We start from the raw sequence: 24,321 nt of genomic DNA, 5'->3' as shown, positions 1-24,321 counted from the left end.
CTTACTAACTATGGCCCGGCGCGCGGCCCGGTCTCTTCCGAGCTTAGTCCAAGGGGCCCGTCGATCTCAATGCGCTTGGCCGACGACTTCGCTGACGGCCCGCACAAACGCCTCGTCCGCTTCCAGCGCCCCGGGGATCTGTTCGCGCAGATAGGCCACCCAGGTGCGGATCTTGGCATCCAGGTACTGCCGCGAGGCATAGAGGGCATAGGCATTGAGCCGCTGCAGGCGATAGGCCGGCAGCACCCGCACCAGGCTGCCGTCGCGCAGGCCGTCCACCGCCGAATAGAGCGGCAGCACGCCGATGCCCAGGCCCTGGCGCAGGGCTTCGGTCATGGCGTCGCCGACGTTGACCTGGAAGGGGGTCTCGCCGATGCGATAGGTCTCAGGGCCGTTGGGGCCCTCGAAGTGCCAGCGGTCGAAGGACACCACCGGACTGATGAATCTCAGGCAGGCGTGGTCGGCCAGCTCCGCCGGCGTCTGTGGCTGACCATGCTCCGCCAGGTAGGCGGGCGAGGCGCAGAGGATGCTGTAGGTGTGGCCGATCTGCTGGGAGACGAAGCCGGAATCGGGTAGCTCGGCCGCCACCACGATGGCCAGGTCGAAACCCTCTTCGAGCAGATCGGGAATGCGGTTGGCCATGGTCAGGTCGAAGCGCACCTCGGGGTGCAGGGCGCGATAGCCGGCGATGGCGCGGATCACGTAGTGCTGACCGATGCCGGTCATGCTGTGCACCCGCAGCCGTCCCTCGGGGCGCGCCTGGGCGTGCCCGGCCTCGGCTTCGGCTTCCTCGACATAGGCAAGGATCTGCTCGCAGCGCGCCAGGTAGCGCTGGCCGGCCTCGGTCAGGGCGATGCGTCTCGTGGTCCGGTGCAGCAGGCGGGTGCGCAGATGGGTTTCCAGATGGGCCACCGCCCGGGAGACGTGAGCCGTGGTGGTCTGCAGCGTCTGGGCCGCCCCAGTGAAGCTGCCGCTCTCCACCACGGCGACGAAAACGCGCATGTTGTGCAGGGTGTCCATGCCGCCTCGACAGTCGGGAAAAGCGTCATTCTCCATATTATTTCAGTATGTGAAACAAAGATTCGCCGGTTCGCGCGCTAATCGGCCACCCTGGAATTTTATAGAATCGTTAGCAGCCTAATGGTAACGTCCACTGACCGCTCGGTTCGCGGGCATCTCCTACCGGCGTCCTCTTCAGTTCCAGCTCATCTCGCCTACCGCGCTGCGCCCTCTCAGCCAGACGCCGGTATGGCCTTGTTGCCAACGGACCCCCACGTGTCGCCTTTCTCTAGCAGAGCCTGGCCTGCGCTCACGGTGGTCGCCCTCGCGACCCTGCTGGCCGGCTGTATCGGTACCGGTCACAACGCGCCCCAGGCGCAGCGTCTCGACGATCAGACGCTGGCCACCGACGCCGCCATTCAGGCCGCCGCCGGCCAGGCCGCCTGGCCCGAACGCCAGTGGTGGCGCGCCTATGGCGATCCCCAGCTGGATGCCTGGATCGGCAGTGCACTGGCCGACAACCCGCGCCTGGCCACGGCCGCCGCCCGGGTGCGCCGCGCCGAGTCCCTGGCCGGCCTGGCCGAATCCCGCGAAGCCCTGCAGGTCGAGGGCAAGGGCGCCTTCAAGCGCTACAGCTGGCCCACCGACGGCTTCTATGGCCCGGGCGAGCTGGCCGATCGCACCACCTGGAACAACAATGCCGAACTGGGCCTGAGCTATGCCCTGGACTTCTGGGGCCGCGAGCGCGACGCCAGCGCCCAGGCCCTGGACCAGGCCCATCAGGCTGCCGCCGAGGTCCGCGCCGCCGAACTGGAGCTGACCGGCAATATCGTCCGCAGCTACATCGGCTTCGCCCTGCACCATGACCAGCGCGACATCCTCGCCGCCACCCTGGAGCAGCAGCGGCAACTGGCCGACCTGGCCCAGCGTCAGCTGGACGGCGGCCTCGGCACCCAGTTCGAGGTCAGCCAGGCGCGCGCCCTGCTGCCCGAGACCGAACGCCAGCTGGAAGCCCTGGACGAGACCCTGGCACTGGATCGCAACCAGCTCGCCGCCCTGGCCGGCAAGGGCCCGGGTGCCGGCGCCCGCCTGCAGCGGCCGCGCCTGACCCTGGGCGCGGCGCCACGCCTGCCCAGCAGTCTGCCCCTGGAACTGGTCGGCAAGCGCCCCGACGTGGTGGCGCGCCGCTGGCAGATCGCCGCCGCGGCCAAGGGCGTGGACGTCGCCCGCGCCAGCTTCTATCCCAACATCGACCTGGTGGCCAACGTCGGCCAGTTCCTGACCCTGGGCCGCCTCAGCGAGATGCTGACCCACGCCAAGACCGGCTCCTTCATCGGGCCCGCGTTCTCCCTGCCGATCTATGACGGCGGCGCCCTACGCAGTCGTCTCGGCGCGGAATCGGCGGCCTACGACATGGCCGTCAGCGCCTACAACCAGACCCTGGTGGACGCCCTCAAGGACATCTCCGATGCGCTGATCAAGGCCGACTCGGCGGCCCGGCAGGCCACCCTGGCCGACCAGGCCAGCCAGGAAGCCCAGCGCACCTACGACATCGCCCGTGAGGCCTTTCGCCGTGGCCTGACCGACTACCTGCACGTGCTCGATGCCCAGACCCGGTTGTTCGCCCAGCAGCGGGTCACCGCCCAGGTGCATGCCCTGCGCCTGGCCGCCCAGGCCGCTGCCCTGGTCGCCCTCGGCGGCGGCGCGGACCTCGAACGCGGCCCGGGCGACCACGACCTGGTGCCGGCGCGCGTGGCCGTCGAGCGAGCGCCCCGGTGAGTGCCAGTACCACCGCCGGCGCGCCGCTGCGCCAGGCCCTCGGCGCCTGGGCGCGCAGCGACGGCAGCCTCTGGCTCTACCAGGCCAAGATGCTGCTCGCCGCCAGCCTGACCCTCTGGCTGGCCATGCGCCTGCAATTGCCGCACCCCAGTTCGGCGGTGATCACCGTGTTCATCGTCATGCAGCCGCAGAGCGGCCAGGTCCTGGCCAAGAGCTTCTACCGGGTCATGGGGACCCTGCTGGGACTGGCGGTGATGCTGGTGCTGATCGCCCTGTTCGCCCAGGAACGGGTGCCCTTCCTGATCTTTCTGGCGCTGTGGATCGGCCTCTGCGTGGCCGGCTCGGCGCGCTACCGGGACTTTCGCAGCTATGCCTGCATGCTGGCCGGCTATACCGCCGCGCTGATCGGCATCCCTGCCGCGCTCAATGCCGACACCGCCTTCATGTCGGCGGTGATGCGGGTGCTGGCCATCACCCTGGGCGTGCTCTGCAGCGGCGCGGTGAGTGCGGCGGTCTTTCCGCAGACCAGCGCCACGGCCATGCGCGCGACCCTCTATCGGCGCATGGGCGGCTTCGCCGGACTGGCCGCCGACGTCCTGCGCGGTCGGCTCGACCGGCCCACCCTGGAAGCCGCGGGCGTGCGCCTGGCCGCCGAAGCGGTGGGGCTGGAAAGCCTGCGCAGCGCCTCGGCCTTCGAAGACCCGCACATGCGCATGCGCAGCGGCCGCCTGGCCCGGCTGAACGCCGAATTCATGGGCCTGACCACCCGCCTGCATGCCCTCAGCCGCCTGCTGATGCGCCTGCGCGAACGCGACGCCCAGCTGCCACTGACGGCCCTCGAACGCCTCTGGGCGCCGCTGCTGGAACTGTTCGAGGAATGGCGCGGCCAGGCGCTCACCGACCGCGCGGCCCTGACGGCGGCGGCGCGTCTGGAACAGCTGCACCAGGGGCTGCGGCCGCGCATTCGTGCCCTGCGCGCCGAGTTGCCGCCCTTGAGCGAAACCGACCGGCGCGACTTCGAGACCGCCGTGGAGCTGCTCTTTCGCTTCACCGGCGAATGGCACGGCTATCTGCAGACCCACGCTTCCCTGGCCGCGCCGCGGCACAGTCGCGAGCAGTGGAAGCCGCGCTTCGTGGCCAAGGCCAATGCCCTGGGCGCGGCGGTCACGGGTATCCGCAGCGCCTTTCTGGTGCTGGTGCTGGGCGCCTTCTGGATCGCCAGTGCCTATCCCAGCGGCGGCATGCTGGCGCTCAACGCCGCAGCCGTCTCGGCGCTGGCCTCGGCCTCGCCGGATCCCAAGCGCACCGCGCTGCAGATGGCCGTCGGCGCCAGTGGCGGCGTGGTGCTGGGCTTCTTCCTGACCTTCTTCGTCTTTCCCTGGATCACCGGCCTGCCGCTGCTGCTGCTGACCCTGGCGCCAGTGTTCATGCTCGGCACCTGGATCTCCCTGCGCCCGGGCTGGATGGGCTATGGCCTGGGTTGCCTGGTGTTCTTCTGCTTCACCTCGATTCCCGACAATCCGCCGGTCTACGACGCCTACGCCTTCATCAACAACGGCATCGCCGTGGTCCTGTCGATGGTGATCACCGCGGCGGTCTCTGCGGTGCTGCTGCCGCCCAACAGCCCCTGGCTGTGGCGCCGGCTGGAACGGGACCTGCGCCAACAGCTGGTGCGGGCGGTGAGCGCGCCGCTGCCGCACCTGGCACCGGCCTTCGAGGGCCAGACCCGCGATCTGCTCAACCAGGCCTATGGCGTCAGCGCCGGGCGCGGCGAGGCGCAGCGGCGCCTGATCGGCTGGGCCTTCGCGGTGCTGGAAATCGGCCATGCGGTGATCGAGTTGCGCCAGTTGCAGGCGCGCCTGCCGAACGCGCCACGCTATGCCGAGGGCAGCGCCTGGCGCCAGGCCATCCGGGTGCTCGGACGCGCCCTGGTGCGTCTCTTCCTCAAGCCCGGCGCGGAACATCTGCGCCGGGCGCTGGCGGCGGTGGATGCGGCCCTGGCCGCCGTGACGGTCGTGACCGAACCGCCGGAACTGCCCTATGACGAGTCGCCGCTGCGCCAGGTGCAAAGCGACCTGCACTTCATCCGCAGCGCCCTGCTCGATCCCCAGGGGCCGCTGGCCCGCTATCTCGAGATCCCCCATGCCACGTGAAATCGCCTTCCACGGCCTCTACCTGCCCACCGTGACGGTGCTGTTCCTGGTCGCCGCCCTGCTCGCCTGGGCGCTGGACCGGGTGCTCGCCGCGGTCGGTCTCTATCACGTCGTCTGGCATCCGGCGCTGCTGCGCCTGGCCCTGTTCATCTGCCTCTACTGCGCCCTGGCGCTGTGCGTCTATCGCTAGGACTCCTGCCATGATCCTCAAGAAACTCTTCGGCGTGCTCTTTACCCTGCTGGTGGTCTGCCTGGCGCTGATCCTCGGTCGGCTGCTCTGGGTGCACTACATGAACGATCCCTGGACCCGCGACGGCCGGGTGCGCGCGGAGGTCATCACCATCGCGCCCGACGTGGCGGGCCTGGTGACCGAGATCGCCGTGCGCGACAACCAGTGGGTCAACAAGGGCGACCTGCTGCTGCAGATCGATCCGGAACACTACGAGATCGCCGTGCATCAGGCCGAGGCTTCGGTCGCCGCGCGCAAGGCCACCCTGGCCATGCGTCAGCAGAACGCCCGCCGCCGCGCCGACATCGACAGCCTGGTGGTCTCTCGCGAGAATCGTGAAGACGCCAGCAGCGCGGCCCTGGCCGCCGAGGCCGATCTGCGCCAGGCCCAGGCCCAGCTGGAATCGGCGCGCCTGAACCTCAAGCGCACCCGGGTGCTGGCCCCCGTGGACGGCTACGTCACCAACCTCTCGGTGTTCAAGGGCGACTATGCCGCCGCGGGCGCGCCCAAGCTGGCCGTCATCGACGCCCATTCGTTCTGGGTCTATGGCTATTTCGAAGAGACCAAGCTGCCCCATGTGCGGGTCGGTGCAGCGGCGGAGATGCGCCTGATGAGCGGCCAGACGCTGCAGGGCCACGTGGAAAGCATCGCCCGCGGCATCTATGACCGGGACAACCCCCAGAGTCGTGAACTCACCGCCGATGTGAATCCCACCTTCAACTGGGTACGCCTGGCGCAGCGGGTGCCGGTGCGCATCGCCCTGGACCCGCTGCCCGAGGGCCTGCTGCTGGCGGCCGGCACCACCTGTACCGTGGTCCTGGAAGACGCTCGCGGCGAACGTTCCTGGTGGGACGCCTTCTGGCAGGGTTGAGTCCTGCCGAACGTCCGACTTTTGCCTCTCCCAAACGACAACACCCCTGACGTCGGCAGGTTTCGCTAGAGACGAAACCGGTCGAATTCAGGGGTGTGGTCGTAACCAGCCCAGTCCGCCGCGAGTGCGAAAGTACTCCCTGTACTCTTGGAACCCTCCCCTACTGCAGAGCGTCCCGACCATGTGGCCCTTGCGTCTCGGATCAGGAGACGACTTAGAGGTTGTCCATTGAATCGGCTTAAAGCTGCAATCCGATGACAGAGCCTCAGCAGCCGGTCATCACGACCGGCTGCCTGTCTTGCTCACGGACCGAGCGTCAGGGACGACGGCGACCCATGAAGAACGACACCACGAACAGCACCAGGAACAGCACGAACAGGATCTTGGCGATACTGGTGGCGGTACCGGCAATGCCACCGAAACCCAGGACGCCTGCGATGATCGCGATGATCAGGAAAGTGATAGCCCAGCTCAGCATGGTGTTTCTCCTATGTATTGCAAGTGCACTCAGCGGACGACAGCACCTGTCCAGCGAGCAGTGGTTTTATTAGCGAAATCCTGGGTATCCAGACTCGCCATCCGTGGTTCCACACCGGTCAGATCGAGATCCAGACCGTTGAGGTTGTGCGTCTGATTGAGCGCACGACCCATCATCAAAGCACTGAGCAACATCCCGAGTACGACCGCCGCTGCAACGAACAACACGATCATCAGCAGCATCCACATCATGGTCATGACCTCAGAATACCCAGCGGGTCTGCTTCACCAGACGGTCACCGTTGGACTGTGCCGGGATGGCTTTGAGTTCCCCACGGCCTTGACTTGCCAGCGGCTTGGCTGCGGGCACCATGGCCTGGGCAGCAATGCGGGTGGATGCGATGAGTGCCTGTTCGCGGCTGACGTCCTGGCCCTGGGGGGCGGCGACGGCGGCGCTGGCGAAGCAAGCGAAGAGCGCAGTACCTACCAAGTGCTTGCGAAGGGTCTGGCTGATCATCGGGTATCTCCTGCAATCCGTTGGCCCTGAGGCCGGCTTGCCAAGGAGATTGCAGACTGCGTGCCAGCTTTTCGAAAACTATTTTTTCCTTTAAAAACAACAGCTTATTATTTTTGGCAGAGGCGCCTGCACTTGCACCTTGCAAGGTGCAACGCCTGAACCATTGCGTTTTGCATGATGGCCAGGGGCTGATCTGGAGGCACCGGGCCAGTCCGCTCGACCGCGCGACGGGGAAAGGGAGCCCGAAACCTTCCAATGCCCACCAAAAAATCTGCTTTTTGCCACTTTCTCGCCGGCGGGTTGCGATCTGCACGATGCCCGCGACGCCCTGCCCGGATTGCCCGATGGTCCTGCGGATTGCAACTTGCACGATGTATGATGGACTAACTGCCAGCCCTGTCCTTTAGCGCGTTTCGGCCCCTGCGGCCTGGAGTTCTCCCGTCATGGAACAAACCAGCGGTCGTATCCTTCTTGTGGATGACGAAGCCGCCATCCTGCGGACCTTTCGTTTCTGCCTGGAAGACGCCGGCTACAGCGTGGCCACGGCCAACAGCGCGGCCCAGGCCGAGGCCCTGCTCCTGCGCCAGGTCTACGACCTCTGCTTTCTCGACCTGCGCCTGGGCGCGGACAACGGTCTGGACGTGCTGCAGCAGATGCGCATCCAGGCGCCCTGGATGCGGGTGGTGATCGTCACCGCCCACTCGGCCATCGACACCGCGGTGGACGCCATGCAGGCCGGCGCCGCCGACTACCTGGTGAAGCCCTGCAGTCCCGACCAGCTGCGCATGGCGGCGGCCAAGCAGCTGGAATTCCGCCAGCTCTCGGCGCGCCTGGAGGCCCTCGAGGGCGAGGTACGCAAGTCCAGTGCCGGTCTCGATTCGCGCAGCCCGGCGATGATGAGCATCCTGGAGACCGCCCGACAGGTCGCCACCACCGATGCCAACGTGCTGATCCTCGGCGAGTCCGGTTCCGGCAAGGGCGAACTGGCCCGCGCCATCCACGCCTGGAGTCGCCGCGCCAAGAAGACCTTCGTCACCATCAACTGCCCGTCGCTGTCCGCCGACCTGATGGAAAGCGAGATGTTCGGCCATACCCGCGGCGCCTTCACCGGGGCCAGCGAGAGCACCCTCGGCCGGGTCAGCCAGGCCGACGGCGGCACCCTCTTCCTCGACGAGATCGGCGACTTCCCCCTGGCCCTGCAGCCCAAGCTCTTGCGCTTCATCCAGGACAAGGAATACGAGCGCGTTGGCGACCCGGTGACCCGTCGCGCCGACGTGCGCATCCTCGCCGCCACCAACCGCAACCTGGAACAGATGGTGGCGGAAAACGAATTCCGCGAAGACCTGCTCTATCGCCTCAACGTCATCGTGCTCAACCTGCCGCCGCTGCGCGAGCGCAAGGAAGACATCGTCGATCTGGCCGAGCGCTTTCTCGCCCGCTTCGTCAAGGACTACAACAGACCCGCCCATGGCTTCAGCGAGGCGGCCCTGGACGCCCTGCGCAATTATGGCTGGCCGGGCAACGTCCGCGAGCTGCGCAACGTCATCGAGCGGGCGAGCATCATCTGCGGCCAGGACCTGGTGGACGTCAACCACCTGGGCCTGGGTGACAGCCCGGCCTCCAGCGGCGCCGCCAGCGCACCGCGGGTTGGCGAGGCGCTGAGTCTGGAAGCCCTGGAGCGCGCCCACATCGCCGCGGTGATGGCCACCAGCGAGACCCTCGACCAGGCCGCCAAGACGCTGGGCATCGACGCCTCCACGCTCTATCGAAAACGCAAGCAGTACGGGCTATGAAGCTGCCGATCAAGTTGCACACCCGCCTCTTTCTCAGCATCTCCGCCCTGATCGCCGTGGCTCTCATCGGGCTGCTGGTGGGCCTGGTCAGCGTCCTGCACCTGGCCCGCGAGCAGAGCGTCCAGACCCGCAGCAACCTGGACTTCATCAACCTGACGCTGAACATGCGCCAGGAGTTGAGCAACAGCCTGTTCCAGATGCTCGACGGGGCACCCAACCCCCAGTCGCTGGCCGCGGCCCAGCAGCGTTTCCAGGAGTACCTGCAACAGGTCGAAGGCCAGATGCGCAATCCCGAGCAGCTGGCCATCCTGGAAGACGTCAAGCAGCGCTACCAGCGCTTTTCCGACTACCTGAGCTCACCCCCGGCGGGCTATGGCGAGTTGCGCGCCGATCGCGGCTTCCAGCAAACCCTCAACGCGCTGCGCACGCGCATCTACGATCTGCAGCGCAGCTATGTGGTGACCCTGGAGCGCATGCAGGACGAGGCCCATGACCGGGCGGTGATCATCGCCCTGCTGCTGGCGCTGATCGGCGTGGCCATCCTGGTCACCGGGGTGGTCACCGCCAACGGCATCGCCCGGCGCTTCACCGGGCCCATCGACGGCCTGGCCAAGGCCGCCGAGCGCATCAGCCAGGGCAACTTCGACGTCCAGCTGCCCACCTCGCAGATCGCCGAGTTCACCCTGCTCAGCCGCCGCTTCGGCAACATGGCCCAGGCCCTGCATCGCCTCAGCCAGACCAATGTCGAGGCCCTGGTGGCCGGCCAGCGGCGCCTGCAGGCCGTGCTCGACAGTATCGACTACGGCCTGGTGATCCTCGATCCCCAGGGCAACATCGAGCACGCCAATCCGGTGGCCTGCCGCCAGCTGGGCTGGAACGAGAATCACCTGGGCGAATCCCTGATCGCCGCCCTGGAACGGCCGGAAATCGAGACCAGCGTGCAACGGGTACTGGCCGGCGGCGCCCTGGACGCGGCGCCCGAAGATCTGGAGATCCGCGTCGACGACGAGGTGCGGCTGCTGGCCTGGAGTCTGACCCCGGTCAACCACGCCGACGGCCGCAGCGTGGGTGCGCTGATGGTGCTGCGCGATGTCACCGAGCAGCGCGCCTTCGATCGGGTGCGCAACGAATTCGTCCTGCGCGCCTCCCACGAATTGCGTACCCCGGTCACCGGCATGCACATGGCCTTCGGGCTGTTGCGCGAACGCCTCAAGGTGGCACCGGAATCCCGCGAGGCCTTTCTGCTGCAGACGGTGGACGAGGAAACCCATCGCCTGGTGCAGCTGATCAACGACCTGCTGGACTATTCGCGCCACCAGAGCGGTCTGCAGCGTCCGGAAAAGGTGCCGAGCGAGATCGGCGACCTGCTGGAGGAAGCCCGCGCCCGCCACGCCGACGAGGCCCGCGAGCGCGATGTCGAGCTGGCCGTCGAGTTGCTGCACACGCCGCTGCCACGGGTCAGCCTGGATCCCAAACAGCTGGCCCGGGTGTTCGACAACCTGCTGAGCAACGCCCTGCGCCATACCCCGGCCGGCGGCCGTATCGTCATCCAGGCCATGCGCCAGAACGAGCAGCTGCTGATGGCGGTGCAGGACAATGGCGAGGGCATCGCCTATGCCCAGCAGGGCCGGGTGTTCGAACCCTTCGTGCAGATCGGCAGCCAGAAGGGCGGCGCCGGCCTGGGCCTGGCCCTGTGCAAGGAAATCATCCGTCAGCACGGCGGCCGCATCGGCGTCGTCTCCCGCCCAGGCCAGGGCACCCAGATCTTCATGACCCTGCCGACCTGAGTCATCCCGGGCTGCTCTTACGGGCAGCACCGCGCTAGTCGACCCCGCTACTGCCGGGATGAATGCAGCCAACCGCCTGCTCGGACAGCCCCCCTCTCCCTCCGGGAGAGGGTTGGGTTGAGGGCGCCCCTCGCCACGGTGGCCCATTGGAAAAGGCTACGGGGCTGATCCCGCCAAATCGCGGCCATGCCGGTGCGCCGTAGCGACCGCTCCTACAGGAGCCGGACATCCTGTAGGAGCGGCCCATGGCCGCGATCAGTAAAACACTGGAATCCTACCGCAGCGTCCGCGCCAGCGCCTGGCGCCAGCCGGCATAGAGTTCCGGTACCGCGTTGGCGCGGGGTTCGTAGCGGCGACGTGGCCGTTCGAGATCGGCCAGGGCCGCGGCGTCCTGCCACCAGCCCAGGGCGTGGCCGGCCAGGTGGGCGGCGCCCAGGGCCGAGACCTCCGGCGACAGGCTGCAGATCACCGGGCGCTGCAGGAGATCGGCCTGGAATTGCAGCAGCCATTCGTTGCGCGTGGCGCCGCCGTCCACCCAGAGTTCGTCCAGGGCCGTCGGGCTGTCCTGCTGCATGGCGTCGAAGACATCGCGGATCTGGTAGGCGATGGCCTCCAGCGCCGCACGCATCAGGTGCGCCCGTCCGCAATTCTCGCTGAGACCGCAGAACAGCCCACGCGCCTCGGCGCGCCAATGCGGCGCACCGAGCCCCCCGAGTGCCGGGACGAAGTAGACGCCGCCGTTGTCCGGTAGCGCCGCGGCTTCGGCGGCCAGGGCCTCCAGCTCTCCGGCGCCGCCCAGCAGGCGCGCCGTCCAGCCCACGGCGGCGCCGGTGTGAACGATGTTGCCTTCCAGGGCAAAGGTCGGCGTATCCCCCAGGCGCCAGGCCAGGGTGGTGGCCAAACCATGGGCGGAGACCACCGGTTCGGCGATGGGGGTCATCAGCGAGGAGCCGGTGCCCAGGGTGGCCTTGACCTTGCCCGGGACGAAACCGCCCTGGCCGAACAGCGCCGCATGGGAATCGCCGATCATCGCCAGGATCGGCAGGCCGGCCGGCAGCGGACCCTGGGCGCGGGTCTCGCCGAAGCAGCCGGCACTGGGACGGATCTCTGGCAGGGCCGCCCGGGGAATCCCGAACAGACTCAGCAGCTGCGGATCCCAGTCACCGCCGCGCAGATCGAGCAACTGGGTACGGGCGGCGTTGGCCGCGTCGATGAGAAAGCTCGCGCCACCGCTGAGTTGCCAGAGCAGCCAGCTGTCCACGGTGCCCAGGCAGATCTCGCCAGCGGCGGCGCGGGCCGTGCCGTCGGGAATCTGGTCGAGCAGCCAGCGCCATTTGCCGGCGGAAAACATCGGATCCAGCGCCAGGCCACTGCGCTCGCGGATCAGCTCGCCGTGGCCGGCGGCGTGCAAGGCTTCGCACTGCGGCTGGGATCTCTTGCACTGCCAGCTCACCAGGGGGCCGAGCAACTGGCCGCTGCCGCGCTCCCAGGCCAGGGCGGATTCGCGCTGGTTGCTGATGGCGATGGCCGCCAGGGGTGCGTCCGTCTGGGCCAGGCAGTCGCCGATGGCGCCCTGCAGGGCCTGCCAGATGGCCAGGGGATCCTGCTCGGCATAGCCCGCCTGGGGATGCTGGACGGTGAGCGGCCGGGAACCGCGGGCCACGACCCGACCGGCGCGATCCACCAGGATCGCCTTGGCATTGGTGGTGCCCTCGTCGAGGGCGAGGATCAGCGGTTCGGCGGCCATGGCGGCTCCTTGTTCTTATCGGTTCACTACGCCAGCGCTCAGCGCAGGCGCTGCACCGCGGCGACGATGCCGGCAGCATCGATGCCGTGCTTGGCGCGGGTCGGCCCCCGGCCACCGGCGGCAGCATACTCGCCATCGGCGATGCCCAGGCGGATCAGCGGCACGCCCAGCGCGGCCTCGGCCATCACCTCGGCGACCAGGCTGCCCACCCCGCCGTTGGCGTTGTGCTCTTCCACCGTGACCACCCCGCCGCGAGCCGCGCAGAGGGCTTCCAGCAAGGCCTCGCGCTGCAGCGGCCGGATCGACGACAGGTTGATCACCTGGGCGCTGATGCCCTGCTCGGCCAGTAGCTGCGCGGCGTCCACCGCCTCGTGGACCACCGAGCCCAGGGCCACCAGGCTGACGTCGTGACCCTGGCGCAGCACATCGACCTGACCGGGGACGAAGCGATAGTCGGGCCCGTGCAGATCGGGCAGCGCCTTGCCGTCCAGGCGGATATAGACCGGACCGTCATGGGCCAGGGCATGCTCGACGATCTGCCGACATTCGCTGCCATCGGCCGGTGCATAGATCTCCACGTTGCCGAAGCCGCGCATCACGGCTATGTCGTCGAGGCTGTGGTGGGTGCTGGCCAGGGGACCGTAGCTGGCCCCGGCGTTGAGGCCGAACATCTTGACGTTGGACCTGTTGTAGCAGACGTCCACCTTGACCTGTTCGTTGGCGCGGGAGATCAGGAAGGGCGCGGCGTTGCAGGTCACCGCCACCTTGCCGGCCAGGCCCAGGCCGGCGGCCACCCCGACCAGGGTCTGTTCGGCGATGCCGACGTTGACCAGGCGCTCCGGGAAGCGTTTGACGAAGGGGCCGATCTTGGCCGTGGAGGTGGAATCGCTCACCACCGGCACCAGATCGACGCCGGCGTCCACCGCGGCGATGAAGGCCTCGACCATGACGCTGGCGAGATGGGCTTCGCCCGGGGTCTGGGTATCAGTGGCCATGGTCGAGCTCCTCCAGAGCAGCGGCGATCTCGTCGCCCTTGGGCACCCGGTGGTGCCATTCGGGTTTGCCTTCGATGAAGGAAACCCCCTTGCCTTTGACGGTATTGGCGATCAGCACCTGGGGCTGGCCGCGGTGTTCGCGCAGGGCTTCCAGGGTCTCCACCAGCTGGGCCACGTCGTTGCCGTCGCACTCGACCACATGGAAGCCGAAGGCGCGCCATTTCTCGGCCAGGGGCTCCAGCGGCAGGATCTCCGCGGTGGGGCCGGCCAGTTGCAGGCGGTTGTGGTCGACGATCACCGTGAGGTTGTCCAGCCGGTACTTGGCGGCGGTCAGCGCCGACTCCCAGTTGGAGCCCTCGCCCAGTTCGCCGTCGCCGGTCAGCACATAGACGCGGCGCGGACTGCCATCGCGTTGCGCGGCCAGGGCGATCCCGGTGGCCACGGGCAGGCCGTGGCCGAGGGCGCCGGTGTTGAGTTCGATGCCGGGGGTCTTCTGCCGCACCGGGTGGCCCGGCAGATGGGAGTCGAAGTGCTGGTAGGTGTCGAGCCATTCCGGCGGAAAGTAGCCGGCTTCGGCCAGGCAGCAGTAGAGGCCGCCGACGCCGTGGCCCTTGCTCTGGATGTAGATGTCGCGCCGGGGATCGGCGAGGCGTTCCGGGGCGACGTCGAGCAGGCGGAAGTAGAGGGTGGCGAGGATGTCGGTCTCCGACAGATCCGCCCCGGTGTGGCCGCCGGCAGGCGAGCCGGCATTGAGCTGGATGACGCGCCGGCGGATCAGCCGGGCCTTTTCGCGAATCTGCGCGACGTCGTACTGGAACGGATTCATCAGGCGACCCCCTCGGGTATCCGAAGCTGCAGTGGAGCAGACGCCTGCCGAGGTTTCAGTGGGCGTCTTATGAATATTTATTCGTCACTGAAAATATATTTATCATTTAGACCCCAATCCGCAGGGCCGTCAATAGCCATGAAGGGCCGTCGGCGACCGGTTGAGAGGATAGAATGCGCGGCAGGATGCGGGATTGCCGAGGCCGTCGCGTTCGACGCGAGGCGATGAAAAGGCGCTTGACTTCCATCCGGAACAGGCGGAGTCTGAATTAAAAATCAGGCACGCATAAATATTCAAGCTAGCCGAACACAAGAACAATAACCTCAGGAGAAGTGCGTGGACGCCAAAGCCCCGACCGCCTCGCCACCCGCCAAGCCCCTCGCCCGCCTGGCCCTGCGCCTGCCGCGCAACGTCGGCGGTCCGCTGATCGGCCTGGCGCTGCTGATCGCCGTGTTCTCCTTTGCCTCGGAGTATTTCTTCTCCGTGCGCAACGCCCTCAACATCCTCGACCAGGTGACCGTGCTCGGCATCCTGGCCATCGGCATGACCCTGGTCATCGTCATCGGCGGCATCGACCTGTCGGTGGGCTCGGTACTGGCCTTTTCCATGATGCTGCTGGGCTGGCTCTATCAGGACATCGGCTGGCCGCTGGGTCTGGCGATTCCCGCCGCCATCCTCGGCGGCCTGGTCTGCGGCCTGGTCTCGGGCCTGCTCATCGCCCGCGCCCGGCTGCCCGCCTTCATCGCCACCCTGACCATGATGTCGGTGGCCCGCGGCCTGGCCAACATCCTTACTGACGGTCGCCAGATCGTCGGCTTTCCGGACTGGTTCACCAGCCTGGCCACGGTGCGACACTTCGGCTTCCTCTCGGTCACCGTCGGGCTGTTTTTGCTGATGCTGCTGGTGGCCTGGGTGTTCCTGCGCTTTCGCGCCGGTGGCCGCAACCTCTATGCCATGGGCGGTAGCGCCGAGGTGGCGCGGTTGTCGGGCATCAAGGTGCGCACCATCACCATCTGGATCTATGCCCTGAGCGGCGCCCTGGCGGGTCTGGCCGCGGTGGCCATGGCGGCGCGGCTGGATTCGTCCCAGCCCAGCGCCGGCCTGTCCATGGAGCTGGATGCCATCGCCGCGGTGGTGATCGGCGGCGCCAGCCTCAGCGGCGGCGTCGGCAGCGTCGGTGGCACCCTGGTGGGAGTGCTGATCATCGGCGTGCTGCGCAATGGCCTGAATCTGCTGGGGGTCTCGCCCTTCGTGCAGCAGGTGATCATCGGCATCGTCATCGCCCTGGCCGTCACCCTGGACACCCTGCGCCGCCGTAACGGGCAGCGCTAGTTTAGAACTGCTTCGTCTCGTCACCGCAGTACAACAATAACAACGGAGTGCCATCCATGCTGACCCCCAAGAAGCTGTTGCTCAGTACCCTGTTCGCCGCCATCACCTGCACCGGCGCCCTCAATGCCCAGGCCAAGGAACTCACCGTGGGCCTGGCCGTGGCCAACCTGCAGGCCGACTTCTTCAACCAGATCAAGCAGGCCGTCGAGGCCGAGGGCAAGGCCAAGGGCATCAAGGTGATCACCGTGGACGCCCAGGGCAATTCGGCGACCCAGGTCAACCAGATCCAGGACCTGATCACCCGCCAGGTCGACGCCCTGATCTACATCCCGGCCGGCGCCACCGCCGCCGGTGTCCCGGTCAAGGCGGCCAAGGCCGCCGGCATCCCGGTGGTGGCGGTGGACCGCAACGCCCCCGACGCCCCGGGTGACACCTTCATCGCCAGCGACAGCGTCGCCGCCGCCCGCACCCTGGCCGAATACGTCGGCAAGGTCACCAACGGCAAGGGCCGCGTCGCCATCCTCCAGGGTCAGATCGGCACCACGCCGGAAAACGATCGCGCCAAGGGCTTCGCCGAAGGCCTGGCCAAGTTTCCCGAGCTGAAGGTGGTCGCCCAGCAGCCCGCCGAGTGGGCCCAGGACAAGGGCTTCGCCGTGGCTCAGGACATGCTCCAGCGCGATCCCAACATCAGCGTCTTCTTCGGCCGTGCCGACGCCATGGCCCTGGGCGCGGCCCAGGCGGTCAAGGTGGCCAACCTCGACCATCCGGTGACCATCGTCGGCTTCGACGGCGACGTGGCCGGTCTCAAGGCCGTGGCCGCCGGCACCCTGTCCGCCACCATGACCCAGCAGACCCGCAAGATGGGGCGCATGGCCCTGGAATCGGCGGTGGCGCTCAAGGAAGGCAAGCAGGTGCCCAAGGAGCAGCTGCAGGAGGCGATCCTGACCACCAAGGATAACGTCGCCCCCTTCATCGAGAACCACCCGTAACCACGATCTGCTGCGCGTCGGCCAACCTGCGTTGAATACAACCTGGATCGCCAGCCCGGTCGGAATGCTCATTTACCACTCGTAAACTTGAGCGCAAGCCCGGTCCGCGTCCTCAGCTGTATTCGCCTTGGTTGGCTCTAGCTCGCGAGATCGTGTTGGCTCCTGCCCAAGGTGCCTCCCTAGGGAGGCACCGTTTCAGCTCCCCCCTTCGGAGGCTCCATGTCCGCCGTCATGCCCCTGGAACAGCCCGCGGCCCTCAGCCTGAGAAACATCGGCAAGAAATACGCCGGCATCGAGGTGCTGAGCGGCGTGGACGTCGACATCCAGCCCGGCGAGGTCCTGGCCCTGCTCGGCGAGAACGGCGCCGGCAAGTCCACCCTGTCGTCGATCATCGCCGGCCTGGTGCCGCCCGAAGCGGGCGGGCGCATGATCTGGCTGGGTCGGGACTACGCCCCGGATTCCCCCGGCGCCGCCCTGGCCGCCGGCATCGGCCTGATCCACCAGGAGATCCGCCTGCTGCCGGAACTGACCATCGCCGAGAACATGTTCGTCGGTCGCCTGCCCATGCGCGGTGGCCGCATCGATCGCGCCTTCATGGAAACCGAGGCCCAGCGCCAGCTGGATCGCCTGGGCCTGAAGGTACCCGCCACGCGCACCGTGGCCGGTCTCAGCGTGGCCGCCCAGCAACTGGTGGAGATCGCCAAGGCGCTGACCCTTAAGGCGCGCCTGCTGATCCTCGACGAACCCACTGCGGCCCTGGGCGGCGAAGAGACCGAGTTGCTGTTCGCCCAGGTCGAGCGACTCAAGGCCGAGGGCGTCTCCTTCATCTACATCAGCCATCGCCTGGAAGAGATCGCGCGGATCGCCGACCGGGTACTGGTCTTGCGCGACGGCCGCCAGATCGCCCTGCACGCCACCGCCCAGGTACCGGTGCGGCAACTGGTGGAAGAGATGGTCGGCCGCAGCGTGGAGCGCATCTTCCCGGCCATGGCCGCGCCCGCTGCCCGCGAGGTGCTGCGGGTGAAGGGCCTGAGCTGCCGCGAGATGCCGCTCAAACACATCGATTTCAGCGTGCGCGCGGGCGAGGTCTTTGGCGTGGCCGGGGTGGTCGGCGCCGGGCGTACCGAGCTGGTCCGCGCCATCGCCGGCGCGGCCGAGCAGGTCACCGGCGAGCTGGTGCTGGAAGGCCAGGCCTGTCGCTTCGCCAGTACCTACGACGCCATCCATGCCGGCATCGTGCTGGTGCCCGAGGATCGCAAGCAGCAGGGCGTGGTGGTCGATCACGCCATCGAGGAAAACCTCATCTATGGCAACACCGACCTGCTCGCCGGTGGCGGCTGGGTCTCGCCCGGCGGCCTGCGCGCCTTCGCCCGCAAGGCGGTGGCGCGGCTCGGCGTCAAGGGCCAGCCGGAGCAGGCCATCGCCGCCCTGTCCGGCGGCAACCAGCAGAAGGTGATCATCGCCAAGTGGCTGGCCCGCAATCCCAAGGTCTTCATCCTCGACGAGCCCACCCGCGGCATCGACGTCGGCGCCCGCGCCGCCATCTACCAGGTGATCGCCGAACTGGCGGCCACCGGCATGGCGGTGATCGTGGTCAGCTCGGACCTCGACGAGGTCCTCGGCCTGTCGCATCGGGTCATGGTGATGAGCCGTGGCCAGCAGATGGGCATTCTCGAACGTGAACAGGCCACTCCGGTGGCCGTGATGGAATTGGCGACCGCCTGACTAGGAGTTTTCCCATGCGTCTCTTCGATCTCGGCGGCCAGACCGCCTTCGTCACCGGTGCCGGCAGCGGCATCGGCCAGGCCATCGCCGTCGGACTGGCCGAGGCCGGTGCCCAGGTGGCCTGCTTCGACCTGCCCGGCAGCCGCGACCTCGCCGGTACCGTCGCGCGGATCCAGGCCCACGGCCGCCGCGCCCTGGCCCTGGAAGGCTCGGTGACCAGCGCCGCCGACCTGGAAGCCGCCGTGGCCCGTACCGAGGCCGAACTCGGCCCCCTGAGTCTCGCGGTCAACAGCGCCGGCATCGCCAACGCCCAGCCGGCCGAGGAGCTGGAACTGGAGCGCTGGCAGCGCATGCTCGACATCAACCTCACCGGGGTGATGCTCAGTTGCCAGGCCCAGGCGCGGGTCATGCTGCCGCGCGGCAAGGGCGCCATCGTCAACATCGCCTCCATGTCCGGCAGCATCGTCAACCGCGGCCTCCTGCAGGCCCACTACAACACCTCCAAGGCCGGGGTCATCCACCTGACCAAGAGCCTGGCGATGGAGTGGGCCGAGCGCGGCATCCGCGTCAACTGCATCAGCCCCGGCTACACCGCCACGCCGATGAACACCCGTCCCGAGGTGGCCGACCAGGTCAAGATCTTCGAGCAGACCACCCCGCTGGGCCGCATGGCCGAGGTGGAGGAAATGGTCGGTCCGGCGATCTTCCTCTGCAGCCCGGCCGCATCCTTTTGTACCGGGGTGGATCTCATCGTCGATGGCGGCTTCGTCTGCTGGTAACGCCTTTCACGATCTGCTGCGCGTCGGCCAAACGGCGTTGAAAAGACCTTCGGAATGCTCATTTACCGCTCGTAAACTCCGCTTCCTCAGGTCTTTTCGCCTAGTTTGGCTCTAGCTCGCGAGATCGTCGCCTATAGCCCTAGGAGGTTTCACGTGGAACGTCGCTTCGCAGGTCAAACCGTGGTCATCACCGGCGGTTGTCGGGGCATCGGCGAGGGTATCGCCGAGCGCTTCGGGCGTGAGGGCGCCAACCTGGTGCTGGTCTCCAACGCCGAGCGGGTGCATGACACCGCCGCACGGCTGGCCGCCGAGACCGGGGCCGAGGTGCTGCCGCTGGTGGTGGACATCACCGACGAGGCGGCGGTGGCCGACCTCTATGCCCAGGCCGAGTCGCGCTTCGGCCGGGTCGACGTCTCGGTGCAGAACGCCGGGATCATCACCATCGATGCCTTCGACCGCATGCCGCGCGAGGACTTCGACCGCATCCTGCAGGTCAACACCACCGGCGTCTGGCTGTGCTGCCGCGAGGCGGCCAGGCGCATGGTCGCCGCCGGGCGTGGCGGACGCCTGATCAACACCAGCTCCGGCCAGGGGCGCCAGGGCTTCATCTACACGCCCCACTATGCGGCGAGCAAGATGGGCGTCATCGGCATCACCCAGAGCCTGGCCCACGAACTGGCGCGCCACGGCATCACGGTCAACGCCTTCTGCCCCGGCATCATCGAAAGCGAGATGTGGGACTACAACGACCGCGTCTGGGGCGAGATCCTTTCCACCCCGGAAAAGCGCTATGGCCAGGGCGAACTGATGCAGGAATGGGTCGGCAACATCCCCATGAAGCGCGCCGGCACCCCGGCCGATGTGGCCGGCCTGGTGGCCTTCCTCGCCTCGGCGGACGCCGCCTACATCACCGGCCAGGCGATCAATGTGGACGGTGGCCTGATCATGTCCTGATCGACCCCCGGGGACGCCAGGCCGCAAAAGCCTTGGCGTCCAGCGGGAGGCTGAGGGAAAATAGCGGGAAAATGCGCCTTTCTAACAGCCAAGTGCCTGCTTTTTGAGGGTTTGTCACGGCCGCCCCGGCCCGGCAGCCCTGGGTGCAACCTAGCCGCCGGTACCGGAAATCTGGATGAGTAATCTCGAAGAACAACGCCTGCTGACCAAGATCGCCTCCCTCTACTACGAAGAAGGGCTCAAGCAGTCGCAGATCTCCGAACAGCTCGACCTGTCGCAATCCTTTGTCAGCCGTGCCCTGAGCCGAGCGCTCAAGGAAGGCATCGTGCGCATCTCGGTGCAGCGCCCGCGCAACTTCCACCTGGAGCTGGAGCGCCAGCTGCAACAGCGCTACGGCATCCGCCAGGCGATCGTGGTGGAGCCCACCGGTGACGACGAAGAGGCCATCAAGCAGGCCATCGGCTCGGCCGCCGCCCACTATCTGGAAACCAGCGTCACCGAAAAGGACCACATCGGCATCTCCTCCTGGAGCTCCACCATCCGCGCCATGGTCGGCCACATGCACCGCGGCAGCAGTCGTCAAGGCGCGACCGAGGTGGTGCAGCTGCTCGGCGGGGTCGGCAACAAGGGCGCCTTCGAAGCCACCCTGCTGACCCAGCAACTGGCCAATCTGCTGGGTTGCCCGGCCTATCTGCTGCCGTCCCAGAGCATCGAGCAGTCGCCGGAAAGTCGCCAGCGCATCCTGCAGCTGGACGAGGTGCGCGAGGTCACCGAACGCTTCGCCCGGCTCACCGTGGCCCTGGTTGGCATCGGCGAGCTGGAGCCGTCGCAGCTCCTGCGCAACAGCGGCAACTATCACGGCGAGGCCATGCTGGAAGTGCTCGCCGCCCGCGGCGCGGTGGGCGACATCTGCCTGAGGTACTTCGACGCCCAAGGCCGACCGGTACTGGACGACAGTGAAGAGACCGTGGTCGCGGTGGACCTGCCGCAACTGCTGAAGATCGACCGCGTGGTGGGCTTGGCCGGGGGCCTGCGCAAGGTCAATGCCATCCGCGGCGCGCTGCAGGGCGGTTATCTGGATGTCCTGGTGGTTGATCTGCGCACTGCCCTGGCGCTGGTCCCCTGATCCACGCAAGCGGCTGCCAGAACCGGGCCGGAAAACGCGATTTGCTGCCAAACGGCCCACCCGGCACGGAAATCTTTGGCAACATTCGGCAAGGACTGATCCGTAAGCTGTAGGACGACTGTTCTCTGGATAGCGTCCCATGCCCTCAGCGTCTTCGGCTTCGGCCACTGCCCTGCCCGCCTCCCAGCGGGCCGCCGCCCTCTCGGCGCGTCTCGATCGCCTGCCGGCCACCCGCAGCCTGTGGCGCCTGGTGGCCCTGCTGTCCATCGGCGGTTTCTTCGAACTCTACGACCTGTTCCAGACCGCCTACATCAGCCCCGGGCTCCTGCGCGATGGCGTCTTCCAGACCGGCGCGGCCGGGGTGTTCGGGGTCTCCGATCAGGCCGCCTTCGCCGCGGCCACCTTTCTCGGCCTGTTCGTCGGCGCCAGCCTGCTCAGCCCCATCGCCGACCGCTTCGGCCGCCGGGCGATCTTTACCTGGGCACTGGTCGGCTACACCCTGGCGACCCTGGCCATGGGTCTGCAGACCACCGCCCTGGGGCTGATCGCCCTGCGCTTCCTGGTGGGCATCGGCCTGGGCCTGGAGCTGGTGACCATCGACGCCTATCTGTCGGAGCTGGTGCCCAAGGCCATGCGCACCTCGGCCTTCGCCTTTGCCTTCGCCCTCCAGTTCCTCTCGGTGCCGGCGGTGGCGCTGCTGTCCTGGTGGCTGGTGCCCCAGGCGCCGCTGGGCATTTCCGGCTGGCGCTGGGTGGTGCTGTCCAGTGCCGTCTTCGCCCTGTTCATCTGGTGGCTGCGCCAGCGCCTGCCCGAATCGCCGCGCTGGCTGGCGCAGCAGGGCCGGCTGGACGAAGCCGAACAGGGCGTGGAGCGCCTGGAAGCCGCCTGCCAGGCCGACAGCGGCCAGCCGCTGCCGCCACCCGCGGCGATCGTCGAAGAACGCGCCGTGAGCGCGCGCTTCGCGGCGCTGTGGCAACCGCCCTATCGGCGCCGGGTGATCATGCTGATCGTCTTCAACCTGTTCCAGGCCATCGGCTTCTTCGGCTTCGGCAACTGGCTGCCGGCATTGCTCTCCGGCCAGGGTGTGAGCCTGACCCACAGCCTGGGCTATGCCTTCGTCATCACCCTCGCCTATCCGCTGGGACCGCTGCTGTTCGTGCGCATCGCCAACCGCTTCGAGAACAAGTGGCAGATCGTCGGCTCCGCCCTGGGGACGGTGGGCTTCGGCAGCCTGTTCGCCCTGCAGCAGGGCGCCCTCGGCCTGATCCTCTGTGGCGTCGGCATCACCTTCTGCAACGCCTGGCTGACCTTTGCCTTCCACTCCTACCAGGCGGAGCTGTTCCCCACCGCCATCCGCGCCCGGGCGGTGGGTTTCTGCTATTCCTTCAGCCGGTTGTCGACGGTGTTCAGCAGCCTGCTGATCGGCACCCTGCTGGAGCGCCTGGGCACCCCGGGCGTGCTGGCCTTCATCGTCGCCAGCATGCTGATCGTGGTGCTGACCATCGGCCTGTTCGGCCCGCGCACCCGCAACCGGGCGCTGGAAGACATCGCCCGCTGAGGCAGGCCCGCGGTCAGAGGCGGAATTGCCGGACCGCGCCGTTCAGGTCGCCGGCCAGGCGCGCCAGGTCGGTGCTGGCGGCGGCGGTCTGCTCGGCCCCGGCGGCGTTCTGGGTGGAGAGGTCGCGGATGCTGGTGAGGTTGCGATCCACCTCGCGCGCCACCTGGGCCTGCTCCTCGGTGGCCGCGGAAATGCTCAGGTTGCGCTCGTTGATCTGCACGATGTGGCGAGCGATCTCGGCCAGCGCCTCGCCGGCGGCGGCGGCCACCGTCAGGCAGGCACCGGCCTGCTGATTGCTGGTGGCCATGGCGTCCACCGCCTTGCCGGCGCCGCCCTGGATGGCACCGATCATGTCTTCGATCTCGCCGGTGGACTGCTGGGTACGGGCCGCCAGGGCGCGCACCTCGTCGGCCACCACGGCAAAGCCACGCCCGGCATCCCCGGCGCGCGCCGCTTCGATGGCGGCGTTGAGCGCCAGCAGATTGGTCTGTTCGGCGATGCCGCGGATCACGTCGAGCACCCCGCTGATGCGCTGCACCTGGCCCGCCAGGCCGTCGATCTCACCGCTGCTGGAGGCCACCGCGCTGTGCAGGGCATGAATGGTGGCGAGGGTTTCCTCGACCCGGCGCTGGCCGAGATCGGCCGAGGTGCGCGAGTCCTGGGCGGCAGCGCTGGCAGCCGCGGCATTGCGCGCCACCTCCTCCACCGCGGCGGTCATCTGATTGACGGCGGTGGCCGCCTGGGCCAGCTCGTCGTTTTGCCGCTGGATGCCGCGCAGGCCGGTCTCGGTGACCGTCGACAGCTCTTCGGAGGTGGACGCCAGGGTGGTGGACGACAGGGTCAGCCGTTCCAGGGTGCCGCGCAGGTTGTCCTGCATTCGCGCCATGGCCGCCAGCAGCCGGCCGGGTTCGTCGTTGCCGTCACGCTCGATCGTCCGGCTGAGATCGTTGGCAGCGATGCGCTCGGCCACCGCCAGGGCCTTTTCCAGCGGCCCGGTGAGGCTGCGGGTGAAGCGCCAGGCCAGCAACAGGGTACCGGCCAGGGCCGCCACCATCACCGCCACGGTGATGGCGATGGCGTTGTGGTAGCTGGCCATGGAGGCGGCGGCCAGGCGCGTGACCTTGCCATCGACCACCCCGGCGAGTTCGTTGACGGTGGCGCTCAGGGCATTGCCGCTGTGGGCCATCTCGCCGTCCTGCCCGGCCAGCTTGAGCAACTCGGCGTCGTTCTGGTCGTCCAGCGCCTTGAGATAGCGATTCTGGTTGTTCAGGTAGGTGGCCAGCTGGCCGGTCATCCGGGTGTAGACCGCCCGCCCGGAGTCGGTGAGCAACAGGCCGTCGAACTGGCGCACATGCTGTTCCAGGCTGGCCTTGGCCGCGTCGATGGCCTTGTGCACCGCCTGGGTCTCGGCGTTGGAACTGGCCAGCATCAACCCCTGGTTCTGCATGCGCAGACTCAGCAGATCGGCGCGGATCTCGCCGATGGTCTGGACGCTGGGGATGACGTTGCCGACGATCTGCTCCTCGCTCTCCTTGATGACCCGATTCTGGCCCAGGGAAAACAACCCCAGGCCGATCACCAGCAGAGCAAAGAAACCAAAGGCGACCAGGGCCCGCGGGGCGATGTTGAGGGAGCGTAGCTTCACCGGGAAGACCTCGAAAAATGATTAGCCCCCTCATGATCGG

Annotated in this window: 20 protein-coding genes and 2 pseudogenes; 13 read left to right on the top strand and 9 right to left on the bottom strand. The window is 67.8% G+C overall.

Features of this window, described 5'->3' with window-relative positions; genetic code table 11:
- Positions 1 to 66: 66 nt before the first annotated feature.
- Positions 67 to 1,020, bottom strand: coding sequence for a LysR family transcriptional regulator (locus tag PSEK12I1_RS0102180; RefSeq protein WP_027597281.1), 954 nt, complete (start codon positions 1,018 to 1,020; stop codon positions 67 to 69).
- Between the two features lie 255 nt (positions 1,021 to 1,275).
- On the opposite strand from PSEK12I1_RS0102180, the gene PSEK12I1_RS0102175 reads away from it, so the two are divergent.
- From PSEK12I1_RS0102175 to PSEK12I1_RS0102160, 4 genes are read left to right on the top strand one after another with little or no spacing between them, the layout of a single operon-like run.
- A complete protein-coding gene (locus PSEK12I1_RS0102175) occupies positions 1,276 to 2,778 on the top strand; it encodes an efflux transporter outer membrane subunit (protein ID WP_037006595.1) in 1,503 nt (500 codons plus the stop codon).
- On the top strand, positions 2,775 to 4,931 hold the full coding sequence (locus PSEK12I1_RS0102170) for an FUSC family protein (protein WP_027600552.1): 2,157 nt from the start codon (positions 2,775 to 2,777) through the stop codon (positions 4,929 to 4,931). The genes PSEK12I1_RS0102175 and PSEK12I1_RS0102170 overlap by 4 nt, the downstream gene beginning before the upstream one ends.
- Positions 4,921 to 5,121: a DUF1656 domain-containing protein gene (locus PSEK12I1_RS0102165; protein WP_007160208.1), complete on the top strand. Its 201-nt coding sequence runs from the start codon at positions 4,921 to 4,923 to the stop codon at positions 5,119 to 5,121. Before PSEK12I1_RS0102170 ends, PSEK12I1_RS0102165 begins: the two co-directional genes overlap by 11 nt.
- A 10-nt stretch (positions 5,122 to 5,131) precedes the next feature.
- On the top strand, positions 5,132 to 6,031 hold the full coding sequence (locus tag PSEK12I1_RS0102160) for an HlyD family secretion protein (RefSeq protein ID WP_027600551.1): 900 nt from the start codon (positions 5,132 to 5,134) through the stop codon (positions 6,029 to 6,031).
- A gap of 316 nt (positions 6,032 to 6,347) precedes the next feature.
- Here PSEK12I1_RS0102160 and PSEK12I1_RS24195 read toward each other — a convergent pair whose 3' ends face one another.
- The 3 genes from PSEK12I1_RS24195 to PSEK12I1_RS0102145 are packed head-to-tail and all read right to left on the bottom strand — an operon-like array spanning position 6,348 to position 7,025.
- Complete coding sequence (locus tag PSEK12I1_RS24195; protein WP_007160206.1) at positions 6,348 to 6,509, bottom strand: DUF1328 domain-containing protein; 162 nt, start codon at positions 6,507 to 6,509, stop codon at positions 6,348 to 6,350.
- 29 nt (positions 6,510 to 6,538) lie between these two features.
- Complete coding sequence (locus PSEK12I1_RS0102150) at positions 6,539 to 6,760, bottom strand: hypothetical protein (RefSeq protein WP_177323726.1); 222 nt, start codon at positions 6,758 to 6,760, stop codon at positions 6,539 to 6,541.
- Between the two features lie 10 nt (positions 6,761 to 6,770).
- Complete coding sequence (locus tag PSEK12I1_RS0102145) at positions 6,771 to 7,025, bottom strand: hypothetical protein (RefSeq protein WP_007160204.1); 255 nt, start codon at positions 7,023 to 7,025, stop codon at positions 6,771 to 6,773.
- Between the two features lie 443 nt (positions 7,026 to 7,468).
- Here PSEK12I1_RS0102145 and algB point away from each other — a divergent pair, with 443 nt between their 5' ends.
- Together algB and PSEK12I1_RS0102135 are read left to right on the top strand one after the other, a co-directional pair.
- Complete coding sequence (gene algB / locus PSEK12I1_RS0102140) at positions 7,469 to 8,818, top strand: sigma-54-dependent response regulator transcription factor AlgB (protein ID WP_007160203.1); 1,350 nt, start codon at positions 7,469 to 7,471, stop codon at positions 8,816 to 8,818.
- A complete protein-coding gene (locus PSEK12I1_RS0102135) occupies positions 8,815 to 10,605 on the top strand; it encodes an ATP-binding protein (protein ID WP_027600549.1) in 1,791 nt (596 codons plus the stop codon). Before algB ends, PSEK12I1_RS0102135 begins: the two co-directional genes overlap by 4 nt.
- A gap of 274 nt (positions 10,606 to 10,879) precedes the next feature.
- Here PSEK12I1_RS0102135 and PSEK12I1_RS0102130 read toward each other — a convergent pair whose 3' ends face one another.
- The 3 genes from PSEK12I1_RS0102130 to PSEK12I1_RS0102120 are packed head-to-tail and all read right to left on the bottom strand — an operon-like array spanning position 10,880 to position 14,173.
- Positions 10,880 to 12,352, bottom strand: a complete 1,473-nt coding sequence (locus tag PSEK12I1_RS0102130) for an FGGY family carbohydrate kinase (RefSeq protein ID WP_027600548.1) — start codon at positions 12,350 to 12,352, stop codon at positions 10,880 to 10,882.
- 38 nt (positions 12,353 to 12,390) lie between these two features.
- Positions 12,391 to 13,347: a transketolase family protein gene (locus PSEK12I1_RS0102125; RefSeq protein ID WP_027600547.1), complete on the bottom strand. Its 957-nt coding sequence runs from the start codon at positions 13,345 to 13,347 to the stop codon at positions 12,391 to 12,393.
- Complete coding sequence (locus PSEK12I1_RS0102120) at positions 13,337 to 14,173, bottom strand: transketolase (protein ID WP_027600546.1); 837 nt, start codon at positions 14,171 to 14,173, stop codon at positions 13,337 to 13,339. The genes PSEK12I1_RS0102125 and PSEK12I1_RS0102120 overlap by 11 nt, the downstream gene beginning before the upstream one ends.
- Before the next feature lie 336 nt (positions 14,174 to 14,509).
- On the opposite strand from PSEK12I1_RS0102120, the gene PSEK12I1_RS0102115 reads away from it, so the two are divergent.
- The 7 genes from PSEK12I1_RS0102115 to PSEK12I1_RS0102085 all read left to right on the top strand — a co-directional run bounded on the left by PSEK12I1_RS0102115 (position 14,510) and on the right by PSEK12I1_RS0102085 (position 22,636).
- Positions 14,510 to 15,505, top strand: a complete 996-nt coding sequence (locus PSEK12I1_RS0102115; protein ID WP_027600545.1) for an ABC transporter permease — start codon at positions 14,510 to 14,512, stop codon at positions 15,503 to 15,505.
- Between the two features lie 56 nt (positions 15,506 to 15,561).
- Positions 15,562 to 16,494: a sugar ABC transporter substrate-binding protein gene (locus tag PSEK12I1_RS0102110; RefSeq protein WP_027597270.1), complete on the top strand. Its 933-nt coding sequence runs from the start codon at positions 15,562 to 15,564 to the stop codon at positions 16,492 to 16,494.
- Positions 16,495 to 16,713: 219 nt separating this feature from the next.
- Entirely contained in the window at positions 16,714 to 18,219 is a 1,506-nt protein-coding gene (locus tag PSEK12I1_RS0102105; RefSeq protein ID WP_027600544.1) for a sugar ABC transporter ATP-binding protein, read from the top strand.
- 14 nt (positions 18,220 to 18,233) lie between these two features.
- Positions 18,234 to 18,998 carry an SDR family oxidoreductase gene (locus PSEK12I1_RS0102100; RefSeq protein ID WP_027600543.1) on the top strand — a complete coding sequence of 255 codons (765 nt, stop codon included), beginning with the start codon at positions 18,234 to 18,236 and terminating at the stop codon, positions 18,996 to 18,998.
- A gap of 153 nt (positions 18,999 to 19,151) precedes the next feature.
- Positions 19,152 to 19,952 (top strand): SDR family oxidoreductase, encoded by an 801-nt coding sequence (locus tag PSEK12I1_RS0102095; protein WP_027600542.1) that lies wholly within the window; start codon positions 19,152 to 19,154, stop codon positions 19,950 to 19,952.
- A 175-nt stretch (positions 19,953 to 20,127) separates the two neighbouring features.
- The gene (locus PSEK12I1_RS0102090; protein WP_027600541.1) at positions 20,128 to 21,078 is read left to right on the top strand and encodes a sugar-binding transcriptional regulator; all 951 of its coding nucleotides are present in this window, start codon (positions 20,128 to 20,130) and stop codon (positions 21,076 to 21,078) included.
- A gap of 139 nt (positions 21,079 to 21,217) precedes the next feature.
- Positions 21,218 to 22,636: an MFS transporter gene (locus PSEK12I1_RS0102085; protein WP_027600540.1), complete on the top strand. Its 1,419-nt coding sequence runs from the start codon at positions 21,218 to 21,220 to the stop codon at positions 22,634 to 22,636.
- Between the two features lie 13 nt (positions 22,637 to 22,649).
- On the opposite strand, the pseudogene PSEK12I1_RS25185 reads toward PSEK12I1_RS0102085, so the two are convergent.
- Positions 22,650 to 23,246, bottom strand: a pseudogene (locus tag PSEK12I1_RS25185) (methyl-accepting chemotaxis protein); the annotation flags it as partial.
- A 309-nt stretch (positions 23,247 to 23,555) separates the two neighbouring features.
- Positions 23,556 to 24,215: pseudogene (locus tag PSEK12I1_RS25180) on the bottom strand (MCP four helix bundle domain-containing protein); the annotation flags it as partial.
- Positions 24,216 to 24,321: the final 106 nt, after the last annotated feature.

This window comes from Pseudomonas sp. MOIL14HWK12:I1 (assembly GCF_000510705.1).
GTDB classification, from domain to species: domain Bacteria; phylum Pseudomonadota; class Gammaproteobacteria; order Pseudomonadales; family Pseudomonadaceae; genus Chryseomonas; species Chryseomonas oryzihabitans.
This window is presented reverse-complemented; position numbering and strand designations above follow the sequence as displayed.